The organism is Streptomyces sp. NBC_00341, assembly GCF_041435055.1.
Lineage (GTDB): Bacteria > Actinomycetota > Actinomycetes > Streptomycetales > Streptomycetaceae > Streptomyces.
This window is the reverse complement of the sequence record NZ_CP108002.1, coordinates 8,333,463-8,360,419: the sequence shown is the minus strand read 5'-3', so window position 1 is coordinate 8,360,419 and position 26,957 is coordinate 8,333,463. Positions and strand designations below refer to the sequence as shown.

Annotated in this window: 26 protein-coding genes and 1 pseudogene; 14 read left to right on the top strand and 13 right to left on the bottom strand. The window is 72.2% G+C overall.

Annotated elements, in window-relative coordinates:
• Window positions 1-17: 17 nt before the first annotated feature.
• Window positions 18-248: a hypothetical protein gene (locus OG892_RS37260; protein WP_073734695.1), complete on the top strand. Its 231-nt coding sequence runs from the start codon at window positions 18-20 to the stop codon at window positions 246-248.
• A gap of 47 nt (window positions 249-295) precedes the next feature.
• Here OG892_RS37260 and OG892_RS37255 read toward each other — a convergent pair whose 3' ends face one another.
• Together OG892_RS37255 and OG892_RS37250 are read right to left on the bottom strand one after the other, a co-directional pair.
• Window positions 296-2,509 carry an alpha-galactosidase gene (locus OG892_RS37255; protein ID WP_371631386.1) on the bottom strand — a complete coding sequence of 738 codons (2,214 nt, stop codon included), beginning with the start codon at window positions 2,507-2,509 and terminating at the stop codon, window positions 296-298.
• Window positions 2,510-2,616: 107 nt separating this feature from the next.
• Entirely contained in the window at window positions 2,617-2,856 is a 240-nt protein-coding gene (locus OG892_RS37250) for a hypothetical protein (protein ID WP_371631385.1), read from the bottom strand.
• Between the two features lie 231 nt (window positions 2,857-3,087).
• Between OG892_RS37250 and OG892_RS37245 the strand changes: the two genes are divergently transcribed.
• Window positions 3,088-3,774: an ROK family protein gene (locus tag OG892_RS37245; RefSeq protein ID WP_371631753.1), complete on the top strand. Its 687-nt coding sequence runs from the start codon at window positions 3,088-3,090 to the stop codon at window positions 3,772-3,774.
• A 42-nt stretch (window positions 3,775-3,816) separates the two neighbouring features.
• Here OG892_RS37245 and OG892_RS37240 read toward each other — a convergent pair whose 3' ends face one another.
• Entirely contained in the window at window positions 3,817-4,584 is a 768-nt protein-coding gene (locus tag OG892_RS37240; protein WP_073734040.1) for an NPP1 family protein, read from the bottom strand.
• A 364-nt stretch (window positions 4,585-4,948) separates the two neighbouring features.
• On the opposite strand from OG892_RS37240, the gene OG892_RS37235 reads away from it, so the two are divergent.
• The gene (locus OG892_RS37235) at window positions 4,949-5,371 is read left to right on the top strand and encodes a hypothetical protein (protein ID WP_328864365.1); all 423 of its coding nucleotides are present in this window, start codon (window positions 4,949-4,951) and stop codon (window positions 5,369-5,371) included.
• 75 nt (window positions 5,372-5,446) lie between these two features.
• Here OG892_RS37235 and OG892_RS37230 read toward each other — a convergent pair whose 3' ends face one another.
• Genes OG892_RS37230 through OG892_RS37220 form a run of 3 tightly spaced genes read right to left on the bottom strand, consistent with a single transcriptional unit; the run spans window position 5,447 to window position 9,149 of the window.
• Window positions 5,447-7,597 (bottom strand): xanthine dehydrogenase family protein molybdopterin-binding subunit, encoded by a 2,151-nt coding sequence (locus OG892_RS37230; RefSeq protein WP_371631384.1) that lies wholly within the window; start codon window positions 7,595-7,597, stop codon window positions 5,447-5,449.
• A complete protein-coding gene (locus tag OG892_RS37225) occupies window positions 7,594-8,586 on the bottom strand; it encodes a xanthine dehydrogenase family protein subunit M (protein ID WP_371631383.1) in 993 nt (330 codons plus the stop codon). The genes OG892_RS37230 and OG892_RS37225 overlap by 4 nt, the downstream gene beginning before the upstream one ends.
• A complete protein-coding gene (locus tag OG892_RS37220) occupies window positions 8,583-9,149 on the bottom strand; it encodes a 2Fe-2S iron-sulfur cluster-binding protein (protein WP_327340404.1) in 567 nt (188 codons plus the stop codon). Before OG892_RS37220 ends, OG892_RS37225 begins: the two co-directional genes overlap by 4 nt.
• Window positions 9,150-9,337: 188 nt before the next feature.
• Between OG892_RS37220 and OG892_RS37215 the strand changes: the two genes are divergently transcribed.
• Window positions 9,338-9,940 (top strand): TetR/AcrR family transcriptional regulator, encoded by a 603-nt coding sequence (locus OG892_RS37215; RefSeq protein ID WP_363221761.1) that lies wholly within the window; start codon window positions 9,338-9,340, stop codon window positions 9,938-9,940.
• 28 nt (window positions 9,941-9,968) lie between these two features.
• Window positions 9,969-10,376: a molybdopterin-binding protein gene (locus tag OG892_RS37210; protein ID WP_371631382.1), complete on the top strand. Its 408-nt coding sequence runs from the start codon at window positions 9,969-9,971 to the stop codon at window positions 10,374-10,376.
• 24 nt (window positions 10,377-10,400) lie between these two features.
• Here the strand turns inward: OG892_RS37210 and OG892_RS37205 are convergent, their stop codons facing one another.
• Window positions 10,401-11,921, bottom strand: a complete 1,521-nt coding sequence (locus tag OG892_RS37205; protein WP_371631381.1) for a PucR family transcriptional regulator — start codon at window positions 11,919-11,921, stop codon at window positions 10,401-10,403.
• Between the two features lie 243 nt (window positions 11,922-12,164).
• On the opposite strand from OG892_RS37205, the gene OG892_RS37200 reads away from it, so the two are divergent.
• From OG892_RS37200 to OG892_RS37180, 5 genes are all read left to right on the top strand, one after another.
• A complete protein-coding gene (locus tag OG892_RS37200) occupies window positions 12,165-12,989 on the top strand; it encodes an FAD binding domain-containing protein (RefSeq protein WP_327340808.1) in 825 nt (274 codons plus the stop codon).
• Window positions 12,986-15,742 carry a molybdopterin-dependent oxidoreductase gene (locus tag OG892_RS37195; RefSeq protein WP_073734048.1) on the top strand — a complete coding sequence of 919 codons (2,757 nt, stop codon included), beginning with the start codon at window positions 12,986-12,988 and terminating at the stop codon, window positions 15,740-15,742. The genes OG892_RS37200 and OG892_RS37195 overlap by 4 nt, the downstream gene beginning before the upstream one ends.
• 155 nt (window positions 15,743-15,897) lie before the next feature.
• Window positions 15,898-16,380: a molybdopterin-dependent oxidoreductase gene (locus OG892_RS37190; RefSeq protein WP_073734049.1), complete on the top strand. Its 483-nt coding sequence runs from the start codon at window positions 15,898-15,900 to the stop codon at window positions 16,378-16,380.
• Between the two features lie 343 nt (window positions 16,381-16,723).
• Window positions 16,724-17,530: a molybdate ABC transporter substrate-binding protein gene (gene modA, locus OG892_RS37185; protein ID WP_073734050.1), complete on the top strand. Its 807-nt coding sequence runs from the start codon at window positions 16,724-16,726 to the stop codon at window positions 17,528-17,530.
• Between the two features lie 92 nt (window positions 17,531-17,622).
• A complete protein-coding gene (locus tag OG892_RS37180; protein ID WP_328864369.1) occupies window positions 17,623-19,584 on the top strand; it encodes an ABC transporter permease in 1,962 nt (653 codons plus the stop codon).
• 59 nt (window positions 19,585-19,643) lie between these two features.
• On the opposite strand, the pseudogene OG892_RS37175 reads toward OG892_RS37180, so the two are convergent.
• From OG892_RS37175 to OG892_RS37165, 3 genes and pseudogenes are all read right to left on the bottom strand, one after another.
• Window positions 19,644-20,132, bottom strand: a pseudogene (locus tag OG892_RS37175) (sugar ABC transporter permease); the annotation flags it as partial.
• A 16-nt stretch (window positions 20,133-20,148) separates the two neighbouring features.
• Window positions 20,149-20,601: a flavodoxin family protein gene (locus tag OG892_RS37170; protein ID WP_073734052.1), complete on the bottom strand. Its 453-nt coding sequence runs from the start codon at window positions 20,599-20,601 to the stop codon at window positions 20,149-20,151.
• A gap of 123 nt (window positions 20,602-20,724) precedes the next feature.
• Complete coding sequence (locus OG892_RS37165) at window positions 20,725-21,570, bottom strand: class I SAM-dependent methyltransferase (protein WP_079193340.1); 846 nt, start codon at window positions 21,568-21,570, stop codon at window positions 20,725-20,727.
• A 162-nt stretch (window positions 21,571-21,732) separates the two neighbouring features.
• Between OG892_RS37165 and OG892_RS37160 the strand changes: the two genes are divergently transcribed.
• A complete protein-coding gene (locus OG892_RS37160) occupies window positions 21,733-22,362 on the top strand; it encodes a TetR family transcriptional regulator (protein ID WP_073734054.1) in 630 nt (209 codons plus the stop codon).
• A gap of 226 nt (window positions 22,363-22,588) precedes the next feature.
• Here the strand turns inward: OG892_RS37160 and OG892_RS37155 are convergent, their stop codons facing one another.
• Together OG892_RS37155 and OG892_RS37150 are read right to left on the bottom strand one after the other, a co-directional pair.
• Window positions 22,589-23,017 carry a helix-turn-helix transcriptional regulator gene (locus OG892_RS37155; RefSeq protein ID WP_073734055.1) on the bottom strand — a complete coding sequence of 143 codons (429 nt, stop codon included), beginning with the start codon at window positions 23,015-23,017 and terminating at the stop codon, window positions 22,589-22,591.
• A 51-nt stretch (window positions 23,018-23,068) separates the two neighbouring features.
• Window positions 23,069-23,545 (bottom strand): MarR family winged helix-turn-helix transcriptional regulator, encoded by a 477-nt coding sequence (locus tag OG892_RS37150; protein WP_073734056.1) that lies wholly within the window; start codon window positions 23,543-23,545, stop codon window positions 23,069-23,071.
• A gap of 104 nt (window positions 23,546-23,649) precedes the next feature.
• Here OG892_RS37150 and OG892_RS37145 point away from each other — a divergent pair, with 104 nt between their 5' ends.
• Together OG892_RS37145 and OG892_RS37140 are read left to right on the top strand one after the other, a co-directional pair.
• Window positions 23,650-24,609 carry a zinc-binding alcohol dehydrogenase family protein gene (locus OG892_RS37145; RefSeq protein WP_328864372.1) on the top strand — a complete coding sequence of 320 codons (960 nt, stop codon included), beginning with the start codon at window positions 23,650-23,652 and terminating at the stop codon, window positions 24,607-24,609.
• Between the two features lie 92 nt (window positions 24,610-24,701).
• Entirely contained in the window at window positions 24,702-25,130 is a 429-nt protein-coding gene (locus tag OG892_RS37140; protein ID WP_328864373.1) for a pyridoxamine 5'-phosphate oxidase family protein, read from the top strand.
• Between the two features lie 75 nt (window positions 25,131-25,205).
• On the opposite strand, the gene OG892_RS37135 is transcribed toward OG892_RS37140, so the two are convergent.
• On the bottom strand, window positions 25,206-25,457 hold the full coding sequence (locus OG892_RS37135; protein WP_327340390.1) for a hypothetical protein: 252 nt from the start codon (window positions 25,455-25,457) through the stop codon (window positions 25,206-25,208).
• Between the two features lie 363 nt (window positions 25,458-25,820).
• Between OG892_RS37135 and OG892_RS37130 the strand changes: the two genes are divergently transcribed.
• Window positions 25,821-26,921 (top strand): Rieske 2Fe-2S domain-containing protein, encoded by a 1,101-nt coding sequence (locus tag OG892_RS37130; RefSeq protein WP_371631380.1) that lies wholly within the window; start codon window positions 25,821-25,823, stop codon window positions 26,919-26,921.
• Window positions 26,922-26,957 lie beyond the last annotated feature (36 nt).

The following is a 26,957-nucleotide window of genomic DNA, read 5'->3' as shown; positions in this document are numbered from 1 at the left end:
ACCTTTAAAGTATGGGCATGGATACCGATTGCACGACACGCGAGGAGCACGCGGTGCTCGTCGGGGGCCCCGCCCACGGCCTGCGCCTGCGCGTCACCGACCGGCCCACGGTCGTACAGGTCACCCGCCCCTGCGAGGTGGAGGCCGCGCCGGGTGGCGTCCGGGCCGAGGCCCTGTACGTGTACCGGCTCGGCCTGCCCCCGGGCGACGGCCCGCTGCGCTACGGCTACGACGCGGCCAGCCCGTGACCCCGGCCGGCGGTGCGCCGGCCCCACCCGGGCCGGCGCACCGCCGGTCAGCTCGCGGACACCTGCGCCGCGACCTCGATCAGCAGGGCCTGCCCCGGGTTGAGCGTCGGCATCGGCAGCCCCGCACCGGTCAGCACGGCGCCCGGCACCGGGACCCAGCCGTCGAGCGCGGCCGTGCACCAGAGGGGGCCGGCGACCTGGTGGAGGGCGGGCAGCCCCGCCTCCGTACGGATCCGGACCCGGTAGGGCCGGCCGGGGGTGAGACCGGGCAGCCGGACCCGGCCGGACTGACCCGGCACCGAGGTCTCCGTGCGCACCCAGCAGTACAGCGCGGAGCCGGCGTCCGGTGAGACCACACCGTGCAGCTGGGTCGCCTCGTCGTCGAGGTCCGCCCTGACGACCCGTCCGCCGTGCAGGAGTCCGCGCAGTTCCTTGTAGAGCGCCGCCCACCGGCCCAGCGCCGCGCGTTGCTCCGGGGTGCGCGCGGTCAGGTCGTCCTCGATGCCCGCGTGGCCGAACAACGCGGTGATCAGCCGGAACGAGTCGTCGGCGACCCGCCCCGTCGTATGGCTGCGCGGGCCCCCGACATGGGCGCCGATCAGCTCGGGCGGCAGCAGCTGCGCGGTCCAGCGCTGGATCGACTGGCGCTCCACCGGGTCGTTGCAGTCGGAGGCCCAGACCCGGTCCGTACGGGAGAGGACGCCGAGGTCCACGCGTCCGCCGCCGCCGGAGCACGATTCGATCTCCAGCGCGGGGTGGCGCGCCCTGAGGGCGTCCATCAGCCGGTACAGGGCCGCCGTCTGGGCGTGCACCCCGGGCCGGTCGGCGCCGTGCGCGCCGCGCCGCACCGCTTCGTGGAGGTCCCGGTTGTGGTCCCACTTGAGATAGTCGATGCCGTACTCGGTGACGAGCGCGTCCAGCCGCTCCAGCAGATGGGCGAAGGCGTGCTCGTCGGCGACGTTCACCACGTACTGGTGACGGGAGCTGGGGCCCACCCCGGCGGACGGGCCGAGAATCCACTCGGGGTGCTCGCGGGCCATCCGCGAATCGAGATTGACCATCTCCGGCTCCACCCAGAGGCCGAACTGCATCCCGTGGCCGTGCACCCGGTCCACCAGCGGGGTCAGCCCCTCGGGCCACACCTGCGGGTCCACCGTCCAGTCACCGAGCCCCGCCGTGTCGTCCCGGCGGCCGAGGAACCAGCCGTCGTCCAGGACCAGTCGCTCCACCCCGACGGCGGCCGCGGCGTCGGCCAGCGCCAGCAGCCGTTCGGGGCGGTGGTCGAAGTAGACCGCCTCCCAGGTGTTCAGGGTCAGCGGACGCGGCGACGACGGGTGACCGGGACGGGCGCGGAGCATCGTGTGGAAGCGTCCGGCCAGCCCGTCGAGGCCCTCACCGGACCAGGCGAAGAAGCATTCGGGCGAGGTGTACCGGTCGCCCGGGGCCAGCCGGATCTCACCGGGAGCCAGCAGTTCGCCGCCGCCGAGGACTCCCCCGTGCACCCCGGCGCCCTCCGGCAGCCGCTCGGCGAGCCAGCGCTGGTTGCCGCTCCACCCCACGTGCAGGGCCCAGACCTCGCCGGTACGGAACCCGAATCCGGGTACCCCGACCGTCAGGAGGTGCGGCGCGTCCACTGCGGGCTTGCCCCGGCGTACCTCGCGGACATGGCCGGCGAACGCCAGCCGGCCACGCTGCGGGGTGCGTTCGCGGCACCACTTCCCGGTGAAGTCCAGGATCTCCTGGGCACGGTTCGGCAGCGGGAGCAGCGCGGTGGTGGCGGCGAGGTCGTACGGCACGGCGGCGGGTGCCGGGGTGGCGTCCTGGCCGGGATCGGGCGCCGGGCACGAGACGCTGGTGCGCACGCCCAGGACACCTGACGGGTCCAGCCGATAGGTGAGGGTGATGTCGAGGGCGGCGTCGGTGTCGTGGAGGGCGATGACCAGTTCGCCGGGGCCTTCCTCCGCCCCGGTCATCACGACCCTGGGCGCGGTGGCCGCCCCGGCCCGGTGACCCTGCTGGGCCGGGGTGCCCGGCCAGCCATCGGCCTCCGTGGGCCAGACGGTGAACTGCCTCGGACCGTCCAGCGAGTTGTTGAGTGCGGCGGCCTCGGCCGTCAGTCCGAGGGCCGCGAGACCTTCGCCGGTCAGTTCGCCGAGGTCTTCGCCCCAGTGCAGGACGCGGGGCAGCGGAGCGCGCAGTTCGACGACGAAGCTCACTCCGGCCGCCCGCAGATGCGCGATCCGGGTGGTGGTGCGGGTCATGGCATGTCCTCTCGAGACCAGCGGGTGCGGACGGGGCTCCGCTCGGCTGCCGCCTGCGGCGAGAGCGCGGCGAATGCAGCGAGAGTTTCCTTCCGAGTTCAATATATTCAGCGCTGTTCCAGGGTCATTTCCCTGCCCAGGCCGTTGACCCGGGCGGAGCTCGGACGCCGCACCGGCCTCTCCTCCGGGGCGGTCACCAAGGTCTCGGCGCCACTGCTCGACGACGGCTGGATCACCGAGCTCGGCCCGGCCGGTGACCGGCAGCCCGGCCGCCCGGCCACGCTGGTGGCGGTACGGCCGGAGCGGGCCGGGTTCATCGGGATCAAGATCACGTCCGACGAGCTCATCGGCATGCTCGTCGACCTCACGGCCGCCCCGCTGGCCACCCGGCGGACCCCGCTCCGCTCACGGGATGTCGGCACAGTGGTCAGGGCCGTCGCCCAACTGGTCGGCACCCTCCCCGGCCGGGCGGGAAAGGGGGCTGGCGAGTCCGGCCCGGCCGTGCACAGCGTCGGCGTGACGGTCTCCGGCGATCTGGACGGACCGGGCGGCACGGTCCGTTACTCACCCTTCCTCGACTGGCACGGCGTCCGGCTCGCCGCACTGGTCGAGGAGGCCACCGGCATTGCGACGGTGATCGACAACGACGTCCGGGCCTCACCGTCGCCGAGCAGTGGTTCGGCGACGGGGTCGGACTCTCCTCGTTCGCCCTGGTCACGGTCGGCGCGGGGGTGGGATGCGGGATATCCCTCCACGGGCGGGTGGTATCCGGGGCGTACGGGGTCTCCGGCGAACTGGGACATCTGCCCGTCAGCGGTACGGAACGCGTCTGCACCTGCGGAAACACCGGCTGCGTCGAGGCCGTCGCGTCCACCCAGGCCATCGTCGACCAGGTACGGGAACAGACCGGCGTCGGGACCCTCTCCCTGTCCGGCGCCGTCCGCCTGGCCAGGTCCGGGGATACCGCCGCCCGCGAGGTGTTCACCCGGGCGGGACGGGCACTGGGGCTGGGGATCGCCTCGGTGGCCAACCCCATCGGCCCGGAGCGCGTCATCATCTCCGGCGAGGGCGTGGCGGCGTACGACCTGTTCTCCGACGAGATCCGGCGGGCCTTCGCGGACCAGGCCTTCGGCGCCGCCGCCGGGTGCGAACTCCTGGTGCGGCCGCTGCCGTTCGAGGCGTGGGCACGCGGTGGCGCGGCGATGGCGGCCCACCGGCTCCTCGCCCCGCTCCCCGGCCGGTCCGGCGGGGCGGGGCGGCACTGACCCGCGCCGCCCCGCCCCGCCGTGCCGGCGCTTCCCGTCCCGTCAGGCGTTGGGGTCGAAGGGGATGCCGGCGGGCATCGCCTTCTGGAGGTGGCCGGCGAGGTTCCCGTCCTTCAGGCCGAAGACCGCGCTGCCGAAGTCGGCCTGGACCAGCTTGTCCCGGAGGCCGTCCGGGTAACCGTTCCAGCCGATGAGGTCGGGGAACTGCCACTGGTGGTAGTGGTTCTCGGGCGGCTCGTCGCCCGTCGTCGCGGGACGGAAGCAGTGCGTCCCGATCCCGTCCTTGTGGTAGACGGCCTTGGGATGGGTGCCGTCCCACTGGATCTGGTCGCGCCCGTAGACACTGAACCCGCCGTGGGCCGAGGTGGAGACGTACTTGGCCTCGTTGTCCTGCACCCAGACCACGACGTGCTCCCAGTCGTGGCGGTGTCCGCCGAGCCCGCTGCCGGCGACGGCCTGGTCCTTCTCGAAGTAGAGGCCGTAAATGATGGCGCACCAGCCGTTGTTGCACTTGGAGCGCGCGTATCCGTTGGTGTTGTCCAGGTCCCAGGAGTCGTGGCAGCTGCCGTTGACGGCTCCGGTGGTCTTCAGCCCGGGGGCTATGGTGCCGTCCGGACCGATGGCGGGCGTCGGATAGCACCCGTCACCGTCGTAGTCGTAGGCCGGCTGGAACGTCTGCTCCAGTCCGTCCGCGTTCGCGGGCAGCGCACCCGGCACATCGGCGAAGGCGCTGCCCGGCGAGGCCAGGACCAACACCCCGGCCGCGGCCAGCACGAGTGGCACGTTGCGGATCCGTCGTCTGTTCTTCACTGCTTCCTCCTGGTCGAAGCGGGTGGGGCCGCACCATGCGATGACATGCCCATGTCGATAGTCGGGGAACCCCGAAATCCTGCCGGGTACAGGGGATTTCGCGGCGATGACGACTCGGCCAACGGCCCGGCCCGCACCGGGCGCGGCCACTCCGGGCGAACCCTCCGGGCGGTTGAGGTCCGCCGCTGCCACATCTGGTCGGGGTACTTTTTTTCTTGGCAGAGGAAATTAACTCCCCTATGTTTCCGGCCATGTCATCGACCAGGCCCGTCGAGACGTCCCCGGCGCCCACGTCGGCCGCCGCGAGCAAGGCCGTGCGCCCGCCGTGCACCGCTGTCCTAACGGTCACCCGACGCGGGCCGCGATGGCCCTCGCCGTCACCGCCGCCGTGGCCATCGCCGTACCTCCGGCGCAGAACGACCAGCACCCGCGGCCGCCCGCGCAGCCGGAGCCCGGTCAGCCGAGCCGCCGCCTGCTCACGCTCGCCGCGGCCGTGGGTTCGGCCACCGTCCTCGGCGCGCTGCCCGCCTTCGCCGCCACGCCTGCCCCGGAGCGGCCCGCCGCGGCGCCGCCGCGCGCCCCGGGGGCGGGCCACCGAGATGTGGTACCGGACGCCCGCCTCCGCCGACTCGATGAGTTCGTGGTGGATCTGAGCCGGCGCGACGGGAAGGTGCGCGAGGCGCGGATCCGCAGTGTCGGCGGCCGCAGCACCGAGGTGAGCTGGAAGGGCGTGACGCGGCGGGTGGAACTGCGACCCGGCGGCTTTGTCACCCTGCGGAAGTTCTGACGCGGGTTCCCTGTCCCGTACGGCGGCGGCGTGGCCCTTACGGGTCACGCCGCGGCCGGGAACGGCGTCCGCTGCTCAAGCGCTCTTGGCCTCCTTGGCCGCCTGCGCCGCGCGCAGGACGCGGTCGGGGCGGATCGGCAGCTCCCGGTGGCGGACGCCGGTCGCGTGCCACACCGCGTTGGCGATCGCGGCTGCGACGCCGACGACACCGATCTCACCGATGCCCTTGATGCCGATGGGGTCGTCGGGAATGTGGTCGTCCACCCAGTCCGCCTCGATGACCGGCACATCGGCGTGCGAGGCGAAGTGATAGTCGGCCAGGTCGGCGCCGACATGGCCGCCGGAGGCCTGGTCCCTGATCGCCTCCTCGTGCAGGGCCATCGACAGTCCCCAGGTCATCCCACCGATGAACTGGCTGCGGGCGGTGAGCGGGTTGACGATGGTGCCCGCGGCGTAGATGCCGAGCAGCCTGCGTACCCGCACCTCGCCGGTGGTGACGTCCACCGCCGCCTCCGCGAACTGCGCCCCGAAGGAGTGCCGTTCCAGCTGCGGGAGGGCGCCGATGACGTCCGCGGTGTTCGACCTGGCGGTGATTCCCTCCGGCGGGATACCTCCGCCCAGCGCCAGCCGCTCGCGCACCTCGCCCGCCGCCAGCATGACCGCCCAGGCCCAGGAGCGGGTGCCCATCGAGCCGCCGGCGATCATCGCCGGTCCCAGGTCGCTGTCCCCGATCCGCACCTGGACGCGGTCCGGGTCCACCTCCAGGGCGTCCGCTGCGACCAGCGTCATCGCGGTCCTGGCACCGGTGCCGATGTCGGCCGCGTTGATCCGTACGGTGAAGCTGCCGTCCGGCTCCGCGGTCACGGCCGCGGTGGACGGGCTGACACCCGAGGGGTAGGTGGCCGCGGCCGTTCCGGTCCCGATCAGCCAGCGTCCCTCGCGGCGCACGCCGGGGCGCGGGTCCCGGTCCGCCCAGCCGAACCTGCGGGCCCCCTCCTCGAAACAGGTGACCACGTTGCGGCTGCTGAACGGCAGCCCGGAGACGGGCCCGACCGAGGTCTCGTTGCGGACGCGCAGCGCTATCGGGTCCACGCCGCACTTCTCGGCCAGTTCGTCGAGCGCCGATTCGACGGCGAAGGACCCCGGCGCCTCGCCCGGTGCGCGCATCCAGGACGGGGACGGCACGTCGAGCCGTACCAGCGTGTGCAGGGTGTGGTGCGCGTCCGCGTCGTACAGGACCCGCCCCAGCACGGCGCTCGTCTCGACGAACTCGTGCACGGTCGATGTCAGGCTCTGCGAGCGGTGGTCGAACACGCGCAGTCGGCCGTCCGCGTCGGCGGCGAGCCTGACCCGTTGTGCCGTGGGGCTGCGGAACCCCACCAGCGAGAACATCTGACGTCGGGTCAGGACGACGCGCACGGGACGCTGGAGGACGGTCGCGCCCATCACGGCGGCCACCTGATGGGGGCTCAGGCCCTTGGAGCCGAAGGCGCCGCCGACATGCTCGGACCGTACCCGTACGGCTGACGGGTCGAGGGAGAAGATCAGTGCCAGCTCGGCGGCGACCCAGGTGCTGCCCTGGTTGGAGTCGACGACGTCGAGCCGGCCTTCGTCCCAGCGGGCCGTCGCCGCGTGCGGCTCCATCGAGCTGTGGTGCTCCTCCGGGGTGGTGTACGCCTCGTCCACGACGAAGGCGGCCGCCGCCAGTTCGGCCTCCAGATCACCCTTCGCCGTCTCGGCCTCGGCCATCACACCGCTCGGCGGCATGTACGCGCCGGGGTGCCCGGCGAAGAACGCCACGTCGTGCGGCTCCTCCTCGTCGTAGCGGACGACCAGCGCCTCGGCCGCCTCCCTGGCCTGCTCCGGCGTCTCGGCCACGACCATCGCCACCGGCCAGCCCACGAAGGGGACCCGGTCGTGCTGGAAGAGCCCGACGACCGGGTTGGGCCGTCCCAGCATGCCGACGTAGTCGGTCTCGACGCGCGGCGCGTTCCCGTGGTGCAGCACCGTGAGGACTCCGGGCATGGCCAGGACGTCGGCGTCCCGCACCTCACTGATCCGGCCCCGGGCCACGGTCGAGAGCACCAGCCAGCCGTGGGCGAGGTCCGCGAAGGGGATCTCGCCGGCGTAGCGGGCCGCTCCGGTGACCTTGTCGCGGCCCTCCACCCGGGTGAGGCCGGAGCCGACGGCCCCGGTGAACGCCGTGCTGTCGGTCGTCGTGGTCATCGGGCTGCCTCCTCGGCGAGTTCGCTCAGCACGGCCACCACGAGATTGCGCGTCAGGGTCACCTTGTATCCGTTCTCGGGGAGCGCCTCGGCCGCCGCCAGTTCGGCGTCCGCCGCGGCGGCGTACGCCTCGGCGGTCGCCGGTCCGCCGGTCAGCGCCCGCTCGGCGGCGCGGGCCCGCCACGGCCGGGAGGCGACCGCTCCGAACGCGAGGCGTACTTCGGCCACCGTCCCGTCCCGCACATCGAGCGCGGCGGCGATCGAACCGACCGCGAAGGCGTAAGAGGCGCGCTCGCGCACCTTCCGGTAGCGGGAGTGCGCGGCGACCGCGGCCGGCGGCAGGGTGACACCGGTGATGAGGGCACCGGGCGGCAGGGCGGTCTCGATGTGCGGGGTGGCGCCGACCGGCGGGTAGAACTCGGAGATCGGCAGCTCACCGGGCCCGTCGGCCGTCTCGTACGAGATGACGGCGTCGAACGCCGCGAGCGCGACCGCCATGTCCGAGGGGTGGGTGGCCACACAGTGCTCGGAGGCGCCGAGGATCGCATGGTTGTGGTGCTCACCCGCGATGGCCGGGCAACCGCTGCCGGGGACACGCTTGTTGCACGGCTTGGCGAGGTCGCTGAAGTAGCCGCAGCGGGTGCGCTGGAGCAGATTCCCGCCGACTGTGGCCATGTTGCGCAGCTGTCCCGACGCGCCGGCCAGGAGTGCCTGCGCCAGTGCCGGGTAGTGACGCCGCACCTCGGCGTGGGCGGCGAGATCGCTGTTGGTGACGGTCGCGCCGATGCGCAGGCCGCCGTCCGGTGTGAACTCGATGGTGTCCAGCGGCAGTTCCTGTACGTCGACGAGGAGTGCGGGGCGCTCCACACCGGCCTTCATCAGATCCACCAGGTTGGTGCCGCCGCCGAGGAAGCGGGCCTCCGGGTCCGTGCCGAGCAGCGCGAGCGCTCCGGAGACGTCATGGACGCGCTCGTAGCCGAATTCCCTCATGCGAGCGGCTCCCTGACTCCGTCGACGGAGGCCGCGGAGGTCTCCGCGGCCCGTGCGACCGCCCGCACGATCGACACATAGGCGCCGCAGCGGCACAGGTTGCCGCTCATCCGCTCGCGGATCTCCTCCGCGGTGAGTGCGGGCACCCCGGCTTCGGGCCGGACATCGTCGGTCACGGCGCTCGGCCAGCCCGCCGCGTGTTCCTCGATCACCGCGAGGGCGGAACAGATCTGCCCCGGGGTGCAGTAGCCGCACTGGTAGCCGTCGAGATCGAGGAAGGCCTGCTGGACCGGGTGCAGCCGGTCGCCGTCGGCCACTCCTTCGATGGTGGTGATCTCGCGCCCCTCGGCCGCGACCGCCAGTTGCAGACAGGCCACGGCTCTGCGCCCGTCGAGCAGTACCGTGCAGGCGCCGCACTGGCCCTGGTCGCAGCCCTTCTTGGTGCCGGTCAGATCGAGACGCTCGCGCAGGGCGTCGAGGAGGGTGGTGCGGTGATCGACGGGCAGCGTGTGCTTTTCGCCGTTGATGTTCAGGGTGATCGCACTGGACGTCGATGGGGCCATGATCAGCCTTCTTTCGCGTTGCTGATACGCGTCGACCGGTCCCGGTGGACGGTCCGGGAGGAGCAGGAGTGGCTTGAACTGCCGCTAGGGTAAGGCTAAGCGGACAGCTGTCCGCCGATGATCGAACCTAGTGGACAGCTGTCCGGTTATCAAGAGCGGCCACGGCCGCGGGCCCGGAAGGAGGACGTGTGCGGGAGCGGAAGAGCACCCCTCTGCGTCCTGACGCACAGCGCAATCGCGAACGCATCCTTGAAGTCGCGCTGGCCGAGCTGACCCGGGCGGCGGACGCTCCGGTGAGCGTGATCGCCAGGAAGGCCTGCGTCGGACAGGGGACGTTCTACCGCAACTTCCCCGACCGGGAGGCGCTCGTCCTGGAGGTCTACCGCTACGAGATGCAGCAGGTGGCGGACTCCGCCGCCCAGTTGCTCCTCACCCACGATCCCGACCGGGCCCTGCGTGAGTGGATGGACCGGCTCGCGCAGTTCGCCATGGCCAAGGCGGGTCTGGCCGAGGCGCTGCGCACGACGGTCAGCCGGCAGGGCGGCCTGGCCCGGCTGGGCCACGGTCCGGTGACCGGGGCCGTCACACTCCTGCTGGACGCCAACGAGAAGGCCGGCACCATCCGTCCGGGGCTGACCGCGGAGGACTTCCTGCTCGCCATCGCCGGGCTCTGGCAGATCGACCCGCACAGCGACTGGCCGCCGCGCGCGGCCCGGCTGCTGGACCTCGTGATGGACGGGCTGCGGGCGGGCGCGTCCGGCGGGCACCCCATGGCACCGGGCCCAGCCTGAGCCGGACGAGAGGGATTAGAGTGCGCGGGTGCCCTCGTACAGCATTGGCCAGGCCGCGGAGCTGCTGGCCGTGAGTCCGGAGACCGTCCGCCGCTGGGCCGACGGCGGTCACCTCACGATGGACCGGGGCGGTTCGGGGAACCGGGTGATCGACGGTGTCAGCCTCGCGTACTTCGCGACGGAGCGTGCCGCCGGGTTGCATCCGGTACCCGGGGAGGTCCTGACGTCGGTACGGAACTCGTTCGCCGGGATCGTCGTCGCGGTGACGGCCGACGACGTGGTGGCGCAGGTGGAGATCCAGTCGGGGCCGCACCGGCTGGTGTCGCTGATCAGCCGCGAGTCCGTCGATGAACTCGGTCTGGAGGTCGGGGTCATGGCCACGGCCCGGGTGAAGTCGACGAACGTGCACATCGACCGGCCGGGCAGCCGGGGCTGATCCCGGGCCCCGGCCCGTTTCCGGTCAGCGGCACATCAGCGCGGCCTGCAGGTCGAGTCGGTGATCGAGGCGCGACAGATCGCGGCCGGTGAGCTGCTCGATGCGCCGGACCCGGTAGTGGACCGTGTTGACGTGGAGGTGAAGGGCCTCGGCGGCGCGGGCCCAGGAGCAGTTGTGCGCGAGGAAGACCTCGAGGGTGTGCAGCATCATGCGCTGCGAGGCGCCGTCCTCCTCGGTCAACGGGCCCAGGGTCCGGGCGCTGAAGACCTCGCGGACCTCTCCGGGCAGTCCCGCGAGCAGCGTGCGCAGGGTGGTGAGGTCGTCCACGGAGGTCAGTCCGGCCCCCGCGGGTGCGGTGGTGCGGGACGCCGTCAGGGCATAGCGCGCCTGTACGAGGCTGCCGTGCAGTTCCTCGGGACCGGCTGCCGCGGCGCCCAGCCCGCCGTGGAGCGGCGCGCCGGGGTGGCAGCCGTCCAGTACGGGCCACAGGGCGTGCAACCGGGCCCCGCTGTCCCCCGGTTCGCCCTGGACGACGGCCACGGCCGTGCCTCCGGTGAGTCTGCCCACGGCGAAGGGGCGCTCCGAGTCGTGGTGCAGTGCCTCGGCCAGGGCGTCCGCCGCCGCGTCCGCGTCGTCCTCATGGGCCGGCCGGGCGGTGAGGACCTGGTAGGGCCCCCGGTCGGAGAGGCCGCAGCCGTGGAGGGCGGTGCGCAGTGATGTCCCGTCGGTGTGCGGGGCGTCGATCAGTGAGACGAGTTCGTCGCCCTTGCGGCGTGCCGCGTTCTCGGCCGGGGCGGCGCGGTGCCGGTGCTGGGCGAGCACGTCGGCTATCTCGTGGAGCACACGGGGCGGCGCCCCGGCCGTGTCGGGGACGTACAGGTGCCAGACGTCGTAGGGGGATCCGTCCGACTCGATGCGCAAGGTGACTCCGGCGGGCCCGTGCAGGCATTCCGCGCCCCGTCGCGCGGTCAGCGGCGGGGCGGACGGCGTGCGGGCGAGGCTGCGCCCGGTCGCGCTGAGGAGGTAGGCGGGCGGGGTGCCCAGGTGGGCGAAGGCCCGGTCGAGCAGTGTGTCCGGGTGCGCGCCGGCCGCGAGCAGGACGCTGAGTTCGTTGCGTACGTTCTCAGGGGTCGCGTAGTGGTGGGTGGGGCGGCGGCTGAGATCGCCCCACTGCCGTAGGTAGACCGCCTCTGTGATGGCCCGGAAGCTGGTGCGCGCGGGAACGGCGACGAGGGTGACTCCGTGGGTCCGGCAGGCGTCGACCAGGACATCGGGCACGGTCCCGTGCGTCTCCTCGCCCGCGAGCAGGGCCACGGCTCCGGCCGTCCGCAGCGCGGTGACGAATCGCGCGGCCTTCTCGGGCTCGTCGTCGGGACGCCACCACACCAGGCCGCTGAGCACGATCTCCCCCTGCTGGAGGAAACGGGCCGGGTCCTCCAGGTCGGTGGCGGTGACCCCGCTGATCTCCCGGACCGGCAGGGGCTCTTCGCCCCACAGCAGGGTGAGGCCGAGCGATTCGAGCTGGAGAAGGTGTTCGACGTGCATGGTGTGGCTCCTTGCGCGACTGCCGGGTCCGGGCCCCGACATCTCACATTCACGAGGCGACTGCGAGTCCTGTCATCGTAAATGCAAGGTGAAGGGATCGATACACCTCTTGGTCGATCCTCCAGGACGCGACGCGGGGACTGGTGTTTTTCCGTGTGGTGCACCAGTCGTGCGCGGGGCGGCGGCGTTGCTTCACTGGGCTTCTCGATGGCCGACGACGCAGCGGCCGGAGTGGAGAACGACATGGATCTCAACACCGTGCGGGACGTGCGGGACGCCCGTTCCCACGAGCCTTGGCGGCCCGGTGACGCCTGGCTCGGCGGGGGCACCTACCTGTTCTCCGAGCCCCAGCCACACCTGCGGCGGCTGGTGGACCTGAGCAGGATGGGCTGGGAGCCGGTCACCCACCACCACGACGGTTCCGTGGAGTTCGCCGCGACGTGCACCATCGCCCAGCTGTCCCGCCACGGGAAGCGGAGCCGGGTACGGGCCGCGCCGCTGTTCGAGCAGTGCTGCCGGGCGTTCCTCGCCTCCTTCAAGATCTGGAACATGGCCACCGTCGGCGGGAACCTCTGCAACGCGCTGCCGGCCGGGCCGATGATCTCCCTCACCTCGGCCCTCGACGGTGAGTGCCTCCTCCAGGCGCAGGACGGCTCGCTGCGCCGGGTCCGGGTGGCCGATTTCGTCACCGGCGCGGGGCGCAAGGACCTGGGCGAGGGCGAGTTGCTGCGCTCCGTCACCCTGCCCGCCCGGACACTGGCCTCGCGTACCGCCTTCCGGCAGGCCTCGCTCTACGGACTGGGCAGGTCCGGCGCCCTGGTCATCGGGGTGCTCGACGAGCAGGACGGCTCGCTGGCCGTGACGGTCACCGCGGCGACCGTGCGCCCCTTCCGGTTCTGGTTCCCGCTGCCACCGGACCGGGCGGGCCTGCGCGGCGCCATGGAGGCGGCCATCGACGACGCCGACTGGTTCGACGACATCCACGGGCTGCCCGCCTGGCGGCGCCATATGGCCTTCCGCCTGGCCGAGGAGGTCCGGCGCGAGCTGACCACGGAAGGAACGCGATGAGTTTCGGTATCCATGTCAACGAGCAGCCCTTCGACGCCGAACCGCGGCCCGGACAGTGCCTGCGCACCTATCTGCGCGAACGCGGCTGGTTCGGCGTGAAGAAGGGCTGCGACGCCGGTGACTGCGGGGCCTGCACCGTCCATGTCGACGGGGAGCCGGTGCACAGCTGCATCTACCCGGCCGTACGGGCGCAGGGCCGCTCCGTGACCACCGTGGAGGGCCTGGCCACGGACGGCGAACTCCATCCCGTACAGCAGGGGTTCCTGGACGCGCAGGGATTCCAGTGCGGTTTCTGCACCGCCGGGTACCTGATGACCACCGCGGCTCTCGACGAGGAACAACTCACCGACCTGCCGCGCGCGTTCAAGGGAAACCTGTGCCGCTGCACCGGGTACCGCGCCATCGAGGACGCGGTCCGCGGGGTGAAGCACGTCGAGGCCCCGTGCGCGGGCGCGGCGGTCGGCCGCAACCTGCCGGCCCCGGCGGGCCCCCAGGTGGTGACCGGGACCGCCCGGTACACCTTCGACATCGACGTCCCCGGCCTCCTGCACATGAAGCTGCTGCGCTCCCCGCACGCGCACGCCCGGATCACCGGCATCGACACGTCCGCCGCGCTGCGCGTCCCGGGGGTGCGTCTGGTGCTCACCCACCACGACGCCCCCGAACGCCACTACTCCACCGCCCGGCACGAGCACCCCACAGAGGACCCCGACGACACCCGGGTCCTGGACGACACGGTGCGCTACATCGGCCAGCGGGTGGCCGCGGTCGTCGCCGACAGCGAGGCGGCGGCCGAGGAGGGCTGCCGGCGCGTCGAGGTGACGTACGAGGTGCTGCCGGCGGTCCTCGATCCGGAGGAGGCGATGCTGCCGGGCGCGCCTGTGGTGCACGCCAAGGACGCCGAGGAGGCCCGGATCGCCCGGCCGCTCGACAACGTCGTGGGCGAGTCGCACGGCGAGATCGGCTCGGTCGAGGAGGGGTTCGCGGCCGCCGAGGTGGTGTACGAGGAGACGTTCCGTACCCAGCGGGTCCAGCACGCGAGCCTGGAGACGCACGGCGCGGTCGCCTGGTTCGAGCAGCCGGAGGAGGGGCCGGAGCGCGTCGTGGTGCGGTCCAGCACCCAGACCCCCTTCCTCACCCGGCGGGCGCTCTGCGCTCTGTTCGACCTGCCGCTGGAGAAGGTGCGGGTGCTGGCGGGGCGGGTGGGCGGCGGGTTCGGCGGCAAGCAGGAGATGATCGTCGAGGACATCGTCGTACTCGCCGCGATGCGTCTGCACCGTCCGGTGAAGCTTGAGTACACCCGCGCCGAGCAGTTCTTCGGTGCCACCACCCGGCACCCGTTCACCGTCCGGGTCAAGGCCGGGGCCCGTCGTGACGGGAGCCTGACCGCACTGCAGCTGCGGGTGGTGTCCAACACCGGGGCGTACGGCAACCACGGGCCTGCCGTGATGTTCCACAGCGTCGGTGAGTCGATGGCCGTGTACCGAGCGCCGCACAAGAAGGCGGACGCCTACGCCGTCTACACGCACGCCGTGCCGGCGGGCGCGTTCCGCGGCTACGGGCTCGGGCAGGTCGTCTTCGCCATGGAGTCGGTCATGGACGAACTGGCCCGGCTGCTCGCCATGGACCCGCTGGAGTTCCGGGAACGCAACATCATCGGTCCGGGGGAACCCATGATCAGTCCGGGCGGCGAGGAGGAGGACCTGCACATCGCCAGCTACGGGCTCGACCAGTGCCTGGGCATCGTGCGGGACGCCCGTGCCGAGCCGGCCGGAGCGGCGCCCGAGGGGTGGCTCGTGGGGGAAGGGTCCGCGCTGTCCATGATCGCGACCGGGCCGCCCGGCGGGCACATCGCCGACGCCCGGATCAGTCTGCTGGCCGACGGGACCCTCGATCTGGCCGTGGGGACCGCGGAGTTCGGCAACGGCACCACCACGGTCCACCGGCAGATCGCGGCCGGTGAACTGGGCACCACCGTCGACCGGATCACCGTGCGCCAGTCGGACACCGATGTCGTGAAACACGACACCGGGGCCTTCGGATCGACCGGGACCGTGGTGGCCGGCAAGGCGACGCTCCGCGCCTCCCAGGCCCTGGCGGAGACCCTCCTCACCTTCGCGGCCCAGCACCTCGGGGGGCACCGCGACGAGTGCCGCCTCCTGGAGGACGCGGTCGAGTACCGCGACACCCGCATCCTGCTGAAGGAGCTGTACGCCGCGGCGCAGTCGGCCGGCCGGGAACTCGCGGCGGACGGCCACTTCGGCGGGACGCCGCGTTCCGTCGCCTTCAACGCCCAGTGGTTCCGGCTCGCCGTCGATCCGGGAACCGGTGAGATCAGGATCCTGCGCAGTGTGCACGCGGCGGACGCGGGCAAGGTCATGAACCCCATGCAGTGCCGGGGCCAGGTCGAGGGCGGCATCGCCCAGGCGCTGGGGGCCACGCTCTTCGAGAACGTCAGGCTGGACGAGCGGGGCAAGGTCACCACCGCCGCGTTCCGGCAGTACCGGCTGCCGCAGTACGCGGACATCCCCCGTACGGAGGTCCATTTCATGGAGACCGAGGACTCGATCGGCCCGCTGGGAGCGAAGTCGATGAGTGAGAGCCCGTTCAATCCGGTCGCGCCGGCGTTCGTGAACGCGCTGCGGAACGCCACCGGGGTCCGGTTCACCGAACTGCCCGTCACCAGGGACCGCGTCTGGCTGGCCCTGGACGAACGGGCCCGGGTCCGGTCCGGCCGACCGGGCGGTCAGTGATCCGGGGATGCGGCAGAAACGCTTGATATTGCTGGTGTCGGTTCACAAACGCCAGGCTTTTGGCGGACATCGCCTCGTACGCGCGATTTCGTGGGGCGACTGCTGGGCATACCTTCTGACAGCCGCCCTGCGGGCCGTCCGATTTGGGGATCCCCATGAGCAGACTCAGCGCGCAACCCCGCACACCCGCCTCGCTGTTCACGCCCTTCGCCCTGCGCGGGGACGTCGAGTGCCCGGCCACGCTGACCGTGGCGGACCTGCGCAGCGGCTGGGAGCAGCACCGGGCGGAGGTGGTCTTCGACTGCGCCACCAACGGCCCGCAGCACCACAGCTTCGAGGGCCCCCTGCTCCGCGAGGTGGTGCTCGACGCCCACCCGGCGTTCGACGCGCGCAAGCGCAAGGACCGGTCCCGCTACCTGGTGGCGGTCACCGGCGGGGACGGGCACCACACGGTGCTGTCGTGGGCGGAGGTGGACGCCGATTTCGGCGACGTCCCGGTCCTCCTGGCCACCAGGATGGACGGCCGCGGGCTGGACGAGGCGGGAAGCCAGCTCGTGGTGCCCGCCGACCGGTGCGGCGCGCGCTACATCAGCGCCATCACGCGGGTGTGGGTCGGGGCGTGGCCGGTCTCCGTATGACGACGTCCGCCTGCCGTCAGCTGGACGGCTGCCCTGCGGCAACCGCTTCGGAGCTTCCTCTGAACGGCACCGCATCTGCTATGGAGCATCGCATTACACGTTGTAAATGCAAAGTGAAAGCACCTACTGTGTGGCACATGCGGCCCCCCGTCTCGGGCGATCTCGCAACTCGGGTGACCACCACCCGCTGTACGTCGCCCGGCGTGCACACCGACCGCACCTGAGCCCACGACCCCACAATCCCCACAGCTCCACCAAGCGGCGTCGCCCGTCCCCGGCGCGGCTCACCACCATCCGCTCGGGCGGCACCAGCCGACCGCGTTCCCAAGGAGTCCCGACCCTCATGTCCCTCGCCTTCACCAGACGCCGTACCGCCGCCGCGATCCTCACGGCGGCTCTCCTCGTCCCGCTGGCAGCCTGCGGCAGTGACGACGACAAGAAGGACTCCGGCGCCGACGCGAGCGCCTCCGCCACCGGAGTCCCGAAGGCGGACCTGACGGTGCTGGCCGCCTCGTCCCTCACCGACGTCTTCAAGACGGCCGGTGCGGCGTACGAGAAGGAGCACCCCGGCACCGAGGTGAAGTTCTCCTTCGCCGGTTCGCAGGAACTCGCCGCCCAGGTCAAGCAGGGCGCGCCCGCCGACGCCCTGGTCACCGCGGACACCAAGACGATGGACGGCCTCAAGTCCGACACCGGCACGCCGGCCGTCATCGCCAAGAACCGCCTGGTTATCGCCACCGGCAAGGGCAACCCGGAGAAGATCGACAACCTCAAGGACCTCTCCGACACCAAGCTCAAGGTGGTGCTCGCCGCCCCCGAGGTGCCGGTGGGCCGCTACAGCAAGCAGATCCTGGACGCCCAGAAGATCACCGTGAAGCCGGTCTCGCAGGAGCCCAACGTCCGCGCCGTCCTCAGCAAGGTCGAGCTCGGTGAGGCGGATGCCGGTCTCGTCTACAAGACGGATGCCGCGACGGCCACCGACAAGGTGGAGGCCATCGACATCCCCGATGCCCAGAACGCCGTCGCCTCTTACCCGGCCGCGACGCTGAAGACCACGAAGAACAGCGAAGCCGCGGACGCGTTCGTGAAGTGGCTCTCCACCCCGGAGGCCCTGAAGATCCTTACCGACGCCGGCTTCCAGCAGCCGTAACCGGTGACCGCCCCGTGCGGGCGGCCGGGCCCCGGGTCCGGCCGCCCGCACGGTGTTTACTGCTTCAGGGACCTCCAGCTTCAGGGACTTCGATGAGACGCCTTCGCAGCCGCACGACCGGCCCCCGCGCACCGATCGCCCTGGCGGTCCCCGCGCTGCTGGCCATCGCCTTTCTGTTGCTGCCGCTGATCGGGATCCTCGCCCGCACCTCATGGGGCGACCTGGGCACTCACCTGACCAGCCCCGATACCACCCAGGCGCTGAAGCTGTCGCTGCTCGTCTCCTTCTGGGCGCTCGGGCTGTCGCTCGTGCTCGGCGTGCCGCTGGCCTGGCTGCTGGCTCGTACCGAGTTCCCCGGCAAGACCTTCGTCCGTTCGCTCGTACTCCTGCCGATGGTGCTGCCGCCCACGGTGGGCGGTGTGGCCCTGCTGCTCGCCTTCGGCCGGCGCGGTCTGCTCGGGCCGTGGCTGGAGGACACGTTCGGCATCACGCTGCCCTTCCACACCTCCGGCGCCGTTCTGGCGGCGACCTTCGTCGCGATGCCGTTCCTCGTCATCAGCCTCGAAGGGGCGCTCGGCGGGCTGCGTCCCCGCTACGAGGAGACGGCGTCCTCCCTCGGAGCCTCGCCGGTACGGGTGTTCTTCACCGTCACCCTGCCCATGGTCGCCCCCGGCCTCGCCGCCGGAGCCGCGCTCACCTGGGCGCGGGCACTCGGTGAGTTCGGCGCCACCATCACCTTCGCCGGAAACCTTCCCGGGACCACCCAGACCCTGCCGCTCCAGGTGTACCTGCTCCTCCAGGACAACCCGGAAGCCGCCACCTCGGTCTCGCTGCTCCTGCTCGCGATCGCCATGCTCGTCCTCATCGGGCTGCGCGGGCGGTGGACCGGCACCCCGAGCGCGGCGACCGCCGGTCCGCGCGGACCGGCCGACGAGCCGGCCTCCGTCCCGTCCCAGGACGTCCGGCCGGCCGCGCCGGACCACGTCGAGGCCGAGACCGGGAACGAGACCGGCCGGGACAACTGGCCGCTGCACGCCGAGGTCACCGGCTTCAACCAGCTCACGCTCGACGCCGACGCCGGGACCACCATCGCTGTCGTCGGACCCAACGGGGCGGGCAAGACGACCCTGCTGCGCGCCCTGCTCGGACTCACCCCGCGCGCCCACGCCGCGCTGCAACTCGGCAAGCTGGACGTCAGCACCCTGCCCACGCACCGCCGCGGCGTCGCCTGGGTGCCGCAGGACGGTGCGTTGTTCCCGCACCTCAGCGCACTCGCGAACACCGCCTACGGACTGCGTGCCCAGGGCATGGCGCGCGCCGAGGCCCGCCGCCGGGCCCAGGAGTGGCTGGACCGGCTCGGGGTCGGGCACCTGAGCGCCCGCAAGCCGTCCCAGGTCTCCGGCGGCCAGGCCCAGCGCATCGCTCTGGCCAGGGCACTCGCCACCCGGCCCCGGCTGCTGCTGCTCGACGAGCCGCTGGCCGCGCTCGACCAGACCACCCGGGCACATGTCCGGCACACCCTGCGCACCCACCTCAACGGCTTCGGCGGCGTCTGCCTGATCGTCACCCACGACCCGGTGGAGGCCGTCTCCCTCGCGGACCGGGTCCTCGTCCTGGAGGACGGCCACGTCCTCCAGGACGCCCCGCCCGGCGAGGTCACCCGGCACCCCCACTCCCCCTGGGTCGCGCGCATGCTCGGCCGCAACGCGTGGCCCGGCACCGCAACCGCCGAGGGGCTCCGGCTCCACGACGGCGGCCTCCTGGTCATCGCCGACCCGCTGCCGGCCGGCACCGCCGCACTCGCGGTCATCGCCCCAGAAGCGGTCTCCGTGCACCGCACCGAGCCCGGCGGCAGCCCGCGCAACATCTGGGCGGGCACCGTCCGGGAGATCACCACCAGCGGCAGCCGGCTGCGCGTGCTCATCACGTCCCCGCAGGCACCGGATCTCGTCGCGGAGATCACCCCCCAGGCCGCGGCCGAACTCGGCCTCGCCGACGGGGTCTCGGTGTGGACGAGCGTCAAGGCGACCGAGACGACGGTCGTGACCCTCTAAAGGCTTTCGTCTGGATCAGGCCGGGCTCGCGTCAGGCCCGTCCTGCGGCCTTCTGGCTCCTGCGCGAAGAAGAATCCCTGGATGAGGCCCACGGCCGCTCCGCCGAGGACGGCGATGAGGAGCGCCAGCCACTCGTTCATCCCGTTCAGGACGTTGAGCACGGCGAAGACCGCGGCGCACACACCGCTGACGGAGCCGACGGAGAGGTCGATCTCGCCGAGGAGCAGGACGAAGACGATTCCGACGGCGGTCATGCCGGTGCCGACGATCTGCCAGCTGAGGTCGGAGAGGTTCTGTGCCGAGAGGAACGTGCTGTTGAGGCTGCCGAACACGGTCCAGATGATGATCACGGCGAGGACGACCGGAAGGGAACCCAACTCACCGCTGCGCGTCTTGCGCCAGAACTCCCACAGGTACCCCCGGATCCCCTCCTCGCGGACGAGCAGCCGGGTGTCGACGGCGGGGGTGGCGGCGGGTGCCGGTTCCTGTGCGTCGTCGCCGGAATCAGCGGCAACCGCTGGACCGGCAAGCGGGTGACGTCTTCGCAGGCGGACGGCCCTGGGCTCAGTCCATCAGGCCGCTCGCGAGTGTCGCTCCCAGCTCCCAGCACGCCTCGGTATCGGCCTTGCCCGGCTCTCCGGTCACCGTCACGGCGTCCGCCGCCCGGCGCCATCCCAGACCCGTGGTGATCGACTCGATGGCCCGGACCGCCCCGGTGACGTCGTTGCCGCCGTGCACGTAGTACCCGAAGGGCCGGCCGCGCGTCGTGTCCAGGCAGGGGTAGTAGACCTGGTCGAAGAAGTGCTTGAGGGCCCCGGACATGTAGCCGAGGTTGGCCGGGGTCCCGAGCAGCAGCCCGTCGGCGTCGAGCACGTCGGACGCCGTGGCGGCGAGCGCCGCGCGCCGCACGACCCGGACGCCTTCGATCCCCTCCGTCGTCGCACCGGAGACGACGGCTTCGAACAGCGCCTGGCAGTTCGGCGAGGGCGTGTGATGGACGATCAGCAAGGTGGCCACACCCCCGAACCCTGCCGCCCCCGCCTCCCTGCCGCAAGCGAGGCACGTCCCACTCACCGGCCGCCCGGGTGCTCGCTCAACCAGCGGACACGGTCAACTCGGGCACGATGGCATCAGGCACCATCACGCCGGGCGGTCCGCGGTGACCAGCCAAGCGGTGCCGCGCAGCCGGACGGCGCCGCGCTCCTCGTGCTCGCGCAGCCGGTTCACCAGCGCCTCGCGGGCGCGACCGCGGGTCTCCTGGTCCACCTGGCCGGTCAGATGGCGTCCGGGGCCGCTGTCCAGCAGGAAGTCCGCCGCGTCCTCGGCGTCGCGCCCCCAGTCCCCGTACGCCTCCACACCCGCGACGCCGATGCCCACGAACCCCGCGGCGGACAGCACGGCGCGGATGCGGTCCGGGTCGGCCAGCGAGAACATGCCCGGACCGCCCGACGTCCCGAACTCCCCGAAGGGCAGGTGGTCCCGCAGCGCGGCCATGGCCGTGATCCACTCGTTGCCCCCGGCCTCCGCGGCGCAGATGAACGCCAGGTGGCCGCCGGGGCGCAGGGCCCGGCCGATGTTGGCGAAGGCCTCGACGGGGTCACCGAAGAACATCACCCCGAACCGGCTGACCGCCACGTCGAAGGCCGCGGGTGCGAAGGAGTGGACCTGGGCGTCCGCGTGGTCGAACGTCGCGTTGCCGACGCCCTCCCGCGCCGCCGTCAGCCGGGCGCGCTCCAGCATGGGGAGCGACAGATCGACCCCCAGCACCCTCCCGCGCGGCGCTCGCCCCGCGGCGAGCCGTGCCGTCTTTCCGGCCCCGCAGCCGACATCGAGCACCCGGTCCCGCTCACCTATCGCGGCGGCGGTGAGCAGCGGTTCGTCGAACCCCCCGTTCACCGCGTCCCAGCGGTCCTGATTGCGGGCCCAGTAAGCGCCTTCGTAGCCGTTCCATGCCTGCGCCTGCTCGGTGTTGGCGATGTTTGCGATGTCGGACATCGGGTGCCTCCTGCTGGATGCGGGAACGCCGGACCTATGATGGGCGTGTGCCCATCACGGTATGGGCGCGCGCCCATACTGGCAACCCCGGCCTTGCCGGGCGGGCCGCGACATCACATCGGGAACCGGGAATCAGGAAGCGGAAGGAGCCTCATGTCACCGCGTGGAGTGGCGATGCCGGACGTTCGGGAGCGGTTGTTCGCCGCGGCGGAGCGCGTACTGGCCCGCGAGGGGCCGGGCGCGCTGACCAGCAGGGCGGTCACTGCGGAGGCGGGCTGCGCCAAGGGCGTACTGCACGCCCATTTCGCCGGGTTGGACGAGTTCGTCGCGGATCTGGTGCTGGACAGGTTCGCGCACACGGCTCGGGCGGCCGAGGAGCTCGCCGGACGGGCCGGAGGGGACACAGTGGCCGGGAACCTCTGCGATGTCGCGCTCGCGCTGCTGGACTCCGCCGGTCCCACGATCGCCGGTCTCGCCATGACCCGCCCCGCCGCCTCCCTGCGGCTGCGCCAGGCACTGGAGTCGGGGGCGCCGGGCTTCTCGGCGGTCCAGGAGTCGATCACCCGTTACCTGGACGCCGAACAGCGCCTGGGCCGCGTCTCGGCAGGCACCGACACGGCCGCGGTCGCGCTCGCCGTGGTCGGAACCACCCATCACCTGCTGATGACGGGCCGGCCCGGCGGCGCCGACCCCCGGGAGCAGGTGCGGGGGTTGATCGCGATGCTCGCGTCGGCCGCCGGGGCCACCGCCGCCGCTTCCGGGGATGCCCCGTCCGGCGAGTAGGTGTCGTTGGGCCCGCCGTCGCCGCGGTCCTGCTCACGCCCGCGGGACGGGATGTCAGGACGTGGCGCGCCCGAAGCAGCGCTCCAGGTCGTCGGCGTCGTAGAAGTAACCGCCCGTCGCCACCGGCTCGCAGTTCATGATCGCCCGGGGTGAACCCGGTGCGTCCGGAACATGACTTGCACATGCGCCGCCGCCGCTGCCGCCGTTGCGCCGACGACCGCGCGCGTCAGGCCGACGCCTCACCGATCGTGGCCGGCCGGTCCCTGACCGGCCGGGTGTGCGCCTTGGCCAGACACGCGGGCAGCGCCAGCACGGCACTGTGGTCTCCGGCCCGGTACGCAGTCGGCGTCATGCCGACCAGTTCGGTGAACCGTGAGCTGAACGAGCCGAGGGAGGTACAGCCGACCGTCATGCACGCGTCGGTCACACTCATGCCCGCGCGCAGCAGCGCCATCGCCCGCTCGACCCGCCGGGTCATGAGGTAGCTGTACGGCGTCTCGCCGTAGGCCTCCCGGAACGCCCGGGAGAAGTGCCCCGGTGACATCAGCGCCCGGTTCGCCATGGCCGCCACGTCGAGCGGCCGCGCGTACTCCCGGTCGACGAGATCCCGCGCCCGGCGCAGGTGCGCGAGGTTGGCGAGGCGCTGGTCGTCCATGCGACGAGGGTACCTCCGCCCGCGCGGCCGCCCCATGGTTTCGCGCCCTTCTCAGCGCGCCTGCTCCGGGGGGCCGGACCGGCCCGCCCGTGCCAGGAGTGATGCGGCGAGCTCGGTGAGCCGGGCGCGCCCTTCTGCGGGCAGCTCGTCGGTGAGCGCGTTCACCCGCCGGCCGATCCCGTCCGCGCACCGCCCGGCGAGCCGCCTGCCGTCGGGGGTCAGGGTGACGAGGACGGCGCGGCCGTCGTACGGGGAGGGGGTGCGCTCGACCAGGCCGCGCTTCTCCGCGCGGCCGACCAGTCCGGTCATCGAGGACTTGTCCAGGCCCAGGTGGCGTCCGAGTTCGACCATCCCGGCCTGCCGGTCGCGCAGGATGCCGAGCAGCCTGATCTGGATGACCGACAGGTCGTGCTCGGCACCGGCGGCGGAGACGATGCGGTGAATCAGGAAGGACAGCTGCACCAGCGCGTCCACCGTGTTCGGGGGCCCGTCGCCGGCAAGGCCGGACGGGTCGGATTCGAGGGTCATGGGGCCAGCCTATTTGACGTAGTACGCGGCACAAACTATTTTCGATTTTAGTACGTGCCGCAAACCAAATGGTCGCGGCAGCCACATCGGAACGGGAGAACCCCATGCACGCCGCAGTCGTACGGTCCTTCGGCTCGCCGCCCCGGTTCGAGAGCTTCCCGACCCCCAGCGCCTCCGGGGACCACGAGGTCCTGGTCGACGTACTGGCCGCCGGTCTGCACCCCCGGGTCCGCTCGGCCGCGAACGGCAGCCACTACACCTCCGACGGCACACTGCCCCTGATCCCCGGATTCGACGCGGTCGGCCGCACCCCGCAGGGCGAACTGCTCTACTTCGTCGCCTCGGACACGGCTCCGGGCACCATGGCGGAGAACGCGGTGGTCGACCGCCGCCGGGCCATCGCGCTGCCGTCCGGAACGGACCCGGCCGACGTGGCCGCGGCGATGAACCCCGGCATGTCCTCCTGGGTGGCGCTGCGCTCCCGCATCACGTTGCGGCCCGGCAGTTCCGTCCTGGTCCTGGGCGCCACGGGCAACGCCGGACAGCTGGCCGTCCAGATCGCCCGGCACCTCGGGGCCGGCCGGGTGATCGGCGCGGGCCGCTCCCCGGAACGGCTCCGGCTGCTGGAGGGCATCGGAGCCGACGAGACGGTGAGCCTGACCGGCGACGACGAGACCGTGGCGGAGCGGCTCGGGCAGGCGGCCGCTGACGTCGACGTCGTCATCGACTACCTGTGGGGCCACGTCACCCAGCAGGCCATGCCCGCACTGCTGATGGCCCGCGCCGACCGAGCGAGGGCGCTGACCTGGATCCAGATCGGGTCCATGGCAGGCCAGAACATCAACCTGCCCTCGTCCCTGCTGCGCGCGGCGAACCTGAACATCATGGGCAGCGGCCAGGGCTCGGTGACCACCGCCGGGATCGTCGCCGAGCTGCCGTCCCTGGCCGAGCAGATCGTCTCCGGCGCACTCGCCGTGGACCCTCTGCTCATCCCGCTCAGCCAGATCGAGGAGGCGTGGAACACTCCAACAGCCCCTGGCCAGCGCATCGTCCTGACCCCCTGACACCCCTGCCGCGGCTCCCAGGACGAGACGACACGAACCCTGCATAATTCACAGCACCAGGAGCTCACGACACCCACCACGAAGGAGTCCCCGTGGCTTTGACCCGTGAAGAGCGCGAGCAGTTTCTGACGGAGCCGCACATCGCGGCACTGGCCGTGACCGCGATCGAGCGGGACCGGTCCCCGCTGACGGTCCCGATCTGGTACCAGTACCGGCCGGGCGGCGACGTCTGGATCATGACAGGGCTCAACTCCCGCAAGGGGAAGGCGATCGCGGCGGCGGGCCGGTTCTCCCTGATGGTCGAACGCGTCTCACCGACCGTCCGGTACGTCTCGGTCGAAGGCCCCGTCGTCTCGACCGTCCCGGCCACCCGCGAGCAACTGGTGGAGATGGCGTCGCGCTACCTCGCCGCGGAGAAGGTCGAGGGTTACGTCGACTTCGCCTGGAAGGAGCACGGCGAGCAGGTGGTCATCCACCTGCGGCCGCAGCACTGGCTCTCCTCGGACCTCGGCGAGGCCTGAGGAGAGCGGTACCGGACCGCCCGCACCGGACCCGGCGCCCGCCGCTTCCGGCCCGCCGCCCGTACCGGGACCGGGTCAGCCGGACGGTTCGTCGGGCACGGGGTGTTCGGGATGGGGCCGATGGCCGGCCTGCGAAGCACCGCGTCGGCCGGTGCCCGCCTCGTCCGTGTCGGGTATCCCCGGATCGGGCCGCTCATCGGCCGTCCGCCGCTTCGTGCCGCCGACCACGTCCAGGGGGTCCTCGTCGGCCCCGGCCTGCTGATCGGGCGGGTCACGGGGAATCGGGTCCGCGCTGTTCCCGCGGCCATTCGAGTGAACGTCGTTCACGATGTGCTCACTTCCTCCAGTAGGCATCCCACCCGTTGCAGGTACCCGGGCGACCGGCGCCGATGCATGGCGGCCCCGTCACCTGATGTCCTCGGCCGCCCCCGGCTCCGGCGGCGCCCGGCCCGCCTCCGGGTGGGGCACTCCATTCGTCCCACAGGAGCGGGAATCACGCTCACCGAGAACGTGGAACGCGGGTCAGGAACGGCTGCCCGCCGTCCCTGAGGGACCACCTGCTCCCCCGTCGTCAACTCGTCACGCACCGAATCCCGTTCGGGTGGCGTGCGACGTGTCGAGGGAATCACGCGGAGATCTGGGCAGCCTCCCGGCGAAAGACCGTCAAAGGGAATTCGTCGAAAGGAAGCCTTGGAAGTGTCACCCGAGTACGGGCACACCATCAGCGAGGGTCCGACCCCGGCTGACGCCGCCGGAGCGCCGGCCCTGCCCTACCCGAGCGGCTGGTCCGCACTGGCCTTCTCGCACGAGCTGCGGCCGGGCACCGTCCTGACCCGCCCGCTGGCGGGGCAGGACGTCGTGCTGTACCGGCTGGGCAGCGGGGCGCTGCGGGCCGTCCATCCGTACTGTCCACACCTCGGCGCCCATCTCGGGCTGGCGAAGGTCGAGGGGGACGAGCTCACGTGCCCCTTCCACTTCTTCGCGTTCGGCCCCGACGGCGCGTGCGTACGCACGGGGTACGGCACGCCGCCGCCGCGTTCCCCGTTGACGCAGCTGCCCGTGGACGAGGTCAACGGCGCCGTCTTCGTGTGGCGGCACCACGATGGGCGCGCCCCGGACTGGACGGTCCCCCGCTGGCACGAGATCGGCCACCGGCCCGCCCGCACCGCCGCCTGGGAGCTGGCCGGAAACGTCCAGGAGGTCATCGAGAACTCCGTGGACCTCGGGCACTTCGCCACCCTGCACGGCTGGGCCAAGGCCGAGATCGGCGGGCCGGTGGTGTACGACGACGCCGCGTTCCACGTATCCATGCGGGCCCACGAGACGGCGCCGCTCGTGGGCAGCTTGACCGTCGATGTCGAGGTGGACGGATACGGGCTCGGCTGCCTGCACGCCGACGTGTTCACGCCGCGCTTCGGGCTGCGGATGTGCACGATGGTGATGCCGACGGCGATCGCGCCCAACCGGATGCAGTTCCGGCAGCTGAACCGCATCGCCTTCACCGAGCCGGGCCGGCTGCCGGCCCCGCTCGCGCGGGCGGTCAGCCGTACCGCCGCCCGGCTTCTGGACCGGGTCATCTTCCGGTCCAGTTGCGAGTTCACCGCGGCCGACTTCCCGATCTGGCACCACAAGCAGTACCAGCAGCCACCCCGGCTGGCCTCCGGTGACGGCCCGATCGGCCCGTTCCGGCGCTGGGCCCGGCGGTTCTACCCACCGCCGCCCGGCAACGGGGCCGTGCCGCGCCCCAGCCACAGCCACAGCGAGGGAGGCGACAAGGCCGTGCTCCCCTGACTCCGCGCTCAGGCGTGCTTTCCTGACTCCGCGCTC